General features: G+C 70.0%; 6 protein-coding genes. 5 read left to right on the forward strand and 1 reads right to left on the reverse strand.

What is annotated here, in order from left to right; translation table 11 throughout:
* Nucleotides 1–188 precede the first annotated feature (188 nt).
* The 4 genes from ACTIR_RS0114955 to ACTIR_RS0114970 are packed head-to-tail and all read left to right on the forward strand — an operon-like array spanning nucleotide 189 to nucleotide 2,782.
* Nucleotides 189–608 (forward strand): roadblock/LC7 domain-containing protein, encoded by a 420-nt coding sequence (locus ACTIR_RS0114955; protein WP_007026564.1) that lies wholly within the window; start codon nucleotides 189–191, stop codon nucleotides 606–608.
* Nucleotides 605–964: a DUF742 domain-containing protein gene (locus ACTIR_RS0114960; RefSeq protein WP_007026563.1), complete on the forward strand. Its 360-nt coding sequence runs from the start codon at nucleotides 605–607 to the stop codon at nucleotides 962–964. The genes ACTIR_RS0114955 and ACTIR_RS0114960 overlap by 4 nt, the downstream gene beginning before the upstream one ends.
* The gene (locus tag ACTIR_RS0114965; RefSeq protein WP_026454895.1) at nucleotides 945–1,568 is read left to right on the forward strand and encodes a GTP-binding protein; all 624 of its coding nucleotides are present in this window, start codon (nucleotides 945–947) and stop codon (nucleotides 1,566–1,568) included. The genes ACTIR_RS0114960 and ACTIR_RS0114965 overlap by 20 nt, the downstream gene beginning before the upstream one ends.
* On the forward strand, nucleotides 1,565–2,782 hold the full coding sequence (locus ACTIR_RS0114970) for a cytochrome P450 (RefSeq protein WP_026454896.1): 1,218 nt from the start codon (nucleotides 1,565–1,567) through the stop codon (nucleotides 2,780–2,782). The genes ACTIR_RS0114965 and ACTIR_RS0114970 overlap by 4 nt, the downstream gene beginning before the upstream one ends.
* Nucleotides 2,783–2,846: 64 nt before the next feature.
* Here the strand turns inward: ACTIR_RS0114970 and ACTIR_RS0114975 are convergent, their stop codons facing one another.
* Nucleotides 2,847–4,061 (reverse strand): cytochrome P450, encoded by a 1,215-nt coding sequence (locus ACTIR_RS0114975; protein WP_026454897.1) that lies wholly within the window; start codon nucleotides 4,059–4,061, stop codon nucleotides 2,847–2,849.
* Nucleotides 4,062–4,297: 236 nt separating this feature from the next.
* Between ACTIR_RS0114975 and ACTIR_RS23580 the strand changes: the two genes are divergently transcribed.
* The coding region (locus ACTIR_RS23580; protein ID WP_034240323.1) for a Nif3-like dinuclear metal center hexameric protein at nucleotides 4,298–4,811 on the forward strand (514 nt) is incomplete at its 3' end.

Here is a 4,811-nt window from a genome sequence, read left to right on the forward strand (position 1 = left end):
GCCCCGGCAGCCCCGCGCCGGGTCCGACCGGGCCGACCGGCCCCGCGGCGACGCGGGAGCGCGGTTCGGGGCGTTCCGCCAGGCTCTGCGTCCGGACAAACGGGACACTCCACCTCCGGAATCGCGGCCGGATTCCGACTGATCCGCACCGGCCGCACCACCCGACCGCAGCTGACAAGGATCGCGTGATGACTACGACCAACCAGAGTCTCGAATGGTTACTGGAGCGTCTGCTGGAACAGACGCCGGGCGCGCAGCACGCGCTGGTGCTGTCGCGGGACGGACTCAAGCTGTGTCACACCCAGGGGCTCGGCGTCGACCGGGCCGACCAGCTCTCCGCCGTCGCCGCGGGCGTACAGGCGCTCGCGCAGAGCGCGTCGATGGAGTTCGGGGACGGCTCCGGGGGCGTGCGTCAGTCCATGACCGAGTTCCACGGTGGGCTGCTGTTCATCGTGGAGGCGGGGGAGGGGGCGCACCTGGCGCTGCTCGCCGAGGAGGACTCCGACGTCGGTCTCGTGGGGCACAAGCTGAACGAGCTGGTCGAACAGCTCGGACCGTTCCTGACGGCCCCGCCCCGCAGGCCCGGACCCGACGGTCAACCGGCATGATCCGGCACGCGATCGACAGCGAGGACCCGGACCGGCTCTACACGGTGACCGGGGGGCGCAGCCGCGCCGACGACAGTGACCTCGACCTCGTCACGCTGATCGTGGGCGAGTCGGACCCGGCGCCCGGGATGCAGTCCGAACACGCCCGGATCCTGCGGATCTGCCGGTATCCCACCGCGGTCGTGGAGATCGCCTCGGAACTCGACCTGCCGGTCAGCGTCGTGAAGATCCTGATCACGGACCTGTTGGGCACCGGCCAGGTCACGGCCCGCCATCCGAGCGCGCGCCGGACCACGGCCGAACTGCCCGATCCGGCCTTCCTCGAAAAGGTGCTCGTTGGACTCCACAATCTCTGATTCCCCCTCCGCCGACCCCGTCACCGACCGCACACCGCTGCACAGCACGGCGGCGGACGGGGTGAAGATCGTCGTCGTCGGCGGGTTCGGTGTCGGCAAGACCACGATGGTGCGCTCGGTGAGCGAGATCCGCCCGCTCAACACCGAGGAGACGATGACCCAGGCCGGACTCGGTGTCGACGAGAACGGCGAGGTCGACGCGAAGAACACCACCACGGTGGCGTTCGACTTCGGCCGCATCACCCTCAACGAGGAGATGGTGCTCTACCTGTTCGGCGCCCCCGGGCAGCAACGTTTCTGGTTCCTCTGGGACCGGCTGTTCGCGGGAACCCTCGGCGCGGTCGTGCTGGTGGACACGCGCCGGGTGGAGGACTCCTGGTACGCCATCGACCGGCTGGAGCACCACGGCACACCCTTCATCGTGGTCCGGAACAACTTCCCGGGCGCCACGCACGATCTCGACGAGTTGCGCGAGGCGCTGAGCCTCGCCGACGAGGTGCCGCTGATCGACTGCGACGCCCGCGACCGGGAGTCGTCCAAGCGGGTCCTGATCACTCTCGTCGACCACCTGTACACGATGTCGACCCAGGGAAGTACGTCATGACCGACCTCCGGTCGTCGCTGGACAACGCCGAACCGCTCTACGGCGAGCGGTTCCGTCACGACCCGGCCGTGCTGTACGCCGACATCCGCAGCCGGCACGGCCCCGTCGCCCCGGTTCTGCTCGACGGGGACATCCCGGCGTGGTTCGTGATCGGCTACCGGGAACTGCACCAGGTGGCGTCCAATTCGGACCTGTTCGCCCGGGACACCCGGCGGTGGAACATGTGGGACCGGGTGCCCGAAGACTGGCCCCTGATGCCGTACGTGATGCACAACCCGTCGGTGATGTTCGCCGAGGCGGAGGAGCACCGGCGCCGTGCCGGGGCGCTCGGGGACGCCCTCGGCGCGTTCGACCAGTTCGAGATCGGTATGAACTGCGAACGCATCGCCGATTCGCTCATCGACACCTTCGCCGGCCGCGGCGAGGCGGAGCTGATGAGCGAGTACGTGCTCAAGATGCCGCTGTCGGTGCTGGCGACCATGTACGGCCTGCCCGAGGGTGACATCCCGACGCTGGTGCACGACATCCGCACGTCGCTGGACGTCGGCCCGGACGCGGGCCCCGCCTACGGGCGGGTGCAGCAGGCGATGGCGGAGCTGCTGGAGCGGAAACGGGCGATGCCCGGCCCGGACGTGCCGTCGACCCTGCTGGAGCACCCCGCCGGGTTGACCGACGAGGAGATCTCCCTCGACCTGCTGGTGGTGGCCTCGGCGGCGCAGCAGCCGACGGCGAACTGGATCGGCAACACGCTGCGGCTGATGCTCACCGACGAGCGGTTCGCGCTGACACTGGCCGGGGGCCGGGAGAGTGTCGGGCAGGCGCTGACCGAGGTGCTGTGGCACGACACCCCGACGCAGAACTTCATCGGGCGGTTCGCGGCCCGGGACACCGAACTGGCGGGCAGGCGCATCCGCGCGGGTGACCTGCTCGTCCTCGGTCTGTCGGCGGCCAACACCGACCCGAACGTGCGGCTGGCGCTGCCGGACGCGACGGGCAACCGGGCGCACATGTCGTTCGGACACGGCGAGCACGGTTGTCCGTACCCGGCGCCGGAGGTGGCCGAGGTGATCGCGAAGACCAGCGTCGAGGTCCTGCTGGACCGGCTGCCCGACCTCAATCTGGGGCTGCCCGCCGAGGATCTGGTGTGGCACCCGTCGGTGTGGATGCGCGGGCTGACCGAGCTCCCGGTCACCTTCACGCCCACCGTGGTGTGAGCACCGCGGGGCGCACCCCGCCGCGTCCCGGTGCCCGTGCGGCACGGGACGCGGCGGGCGGCGGTCAGTTCGGGGTGAAGCGCACCGGCACCGCGGCCGGGCCCCGGGTGAACACGCCCTCCTCGACGACGGTGTGCCCGTCGGCGATCCGCAGGTCGGGCATCGCGTCGAGGAGCTGGTTCATGCCCACCTCCACCTCGGTGCGGGCGAGCATCGCGCCGACACAGAAGTGCCTGCCGAGCGCGAACGACAGGTGCTGCGCGGCGGCGGTGAAGGCCGTGTTCGTCGGCAGGTCCTCCCGGAAGAGGTCGAAGGTGTTCGGGTCGGAGAACCGTTCCGGGTCGCGGTTGGCCGCACCGATCAGGCAGGTCAGCGTGCTGCCCGCGGGCACGACACCGCCGGAGAGCTCGACGTCCTCCGCGGGCTGCCGCATGATCATGTGCACGGGGGGCGTGTAGCGCAGCGTCTCGGCGAACGCCTGCGGGATCAGGCTCCGGTCCCGCTGCACCGCGCGCAGCTGCTCGGGGTGGGCGGTCAGGTTCGACACGATGCTGGCGAGGGCCTTGTCGGTGGTCTCCCCGCCCGCGGCGAGCAGCAGACTGACGAACGCCTTGATGTCCTCGTCACTCATCTGGGTGCCGTCCACCTCGGCGGCGCACAGGGTGGACAGCAGGTCGTCGGAGAGGTTGTTCCGGCGCTCCCGGATGATCGGGATCATGTACTCGGCGAGTTCGTCCCGGGTGCGCAGACCGTCGGCGATGATGTCCTGGTCCTGGCTGAGGTTGCCGAGGAACGCGATGATCGAGGTGTACCAGCGCTGGAACCGCTCGTGGTCGCCGCGGTCCAGGCCCAGCATGTCGACGATCACGTTGATCGGGAAGTGCCGGGCGAAGTCGTGCACCACGTCCGCGCTGCCGGTGTTCCGGAACCGGTCGATCAGTTCCCGGGCGTTGCGTTCGATCACCGGCCGGAACTTCTGCTCCAGCTCCTGCCCCCGGAACGCGGGCGCCACCAGGGCACGGCGCACGGAGTGCTCACGGCCGTCGAGCTGGAGGATGGTCTTGCCGTGGACGGGTTCGAGCTGCCACTCGTAGTTGTCGGTGGTGAACACGCCCTCCTTGAAGGCGCGGGACACGTCGTCGTAGCGGAAGATCACGTAGCTGTTCATGGCCTCGTGCCAGATCAGCGACGGGCCGTCGAACATCGCCTCGTAGGCGGAGTACGGATCCGCGGCGAACTCGGGGGAGAGGATGTCGGGTGCTTCGCGTGCGGTGGTCATGACCCTCCTGTAATCCGTCCGGGTCGGGTTCCCGGATCGGTCGCTGGCGGCGCCTGTGCCGTGGTCGCCGGTTCTGATGACTCGTTGACAGTGTGTCAGCGAGTGATGACCGATCGCGAGACTAACGATCATCCCCGGGATCTCGATGATGCCGCCGACGAGATTCCAACGGTCGGCCTAATCACCACGCACCGGATGTTGCGCCGCGTAGTCGGCCCCCGTGGGAGGATCGGAACATGACGTCGACGGTGTCCGATCTGATCGCCGCGCTGGACGCGGCCTATCCCCGGGAGCTGGCCGAGTCGTGGGACGCGGTCGGCCTGGTCTGCGGCGACCCGGGCGAGGAGGTGGAGCGCGTGCTGGTCTGTGTGGACCCGGTGCGCGACACCGTGGACGAGGCGCTCGAACTCGGCGCCGGGCTGATCGTGGCGCACCATCCGTTGTTGTTGCGGGGCGTGCACGGGGTCGGGGCGGACACCACCAAAGGGAGCCTGGTGCACCGCATGATCCGCTCGGGGGTGGCGCTGTTCTGCGCGCACACCAATGCCGACTCGGCCGACCCCGGCGTGTCCGACGCCCTGGCGCACGCGCTCGGCCTGACCGTGCACCGGCCGTTGGCCCCGCATCCCGACGGCAACGGCCGGACCGGCCTCGGCCGGATCGGCGAGCTGCCGTCGACGGAACCGTTCGGCGACTTCGTGGAGCGTACCGCGCGGGCGCTGCCGGGCACGCGCCCCGGCGTGCTCGGGG

Origin of the sequence: Saccharomonospora iraqiensis subsp. iraqiensis, from assembly GCF_000430445.1 — a bacterium.
Taxonomy (GTDB): Bacteria; Actinomycetota; Actinomycetes; order Mycobacteriales; family Pseudonocardiaceae; genus Saccharomonospora; species Saccharomonospora iraqiensis.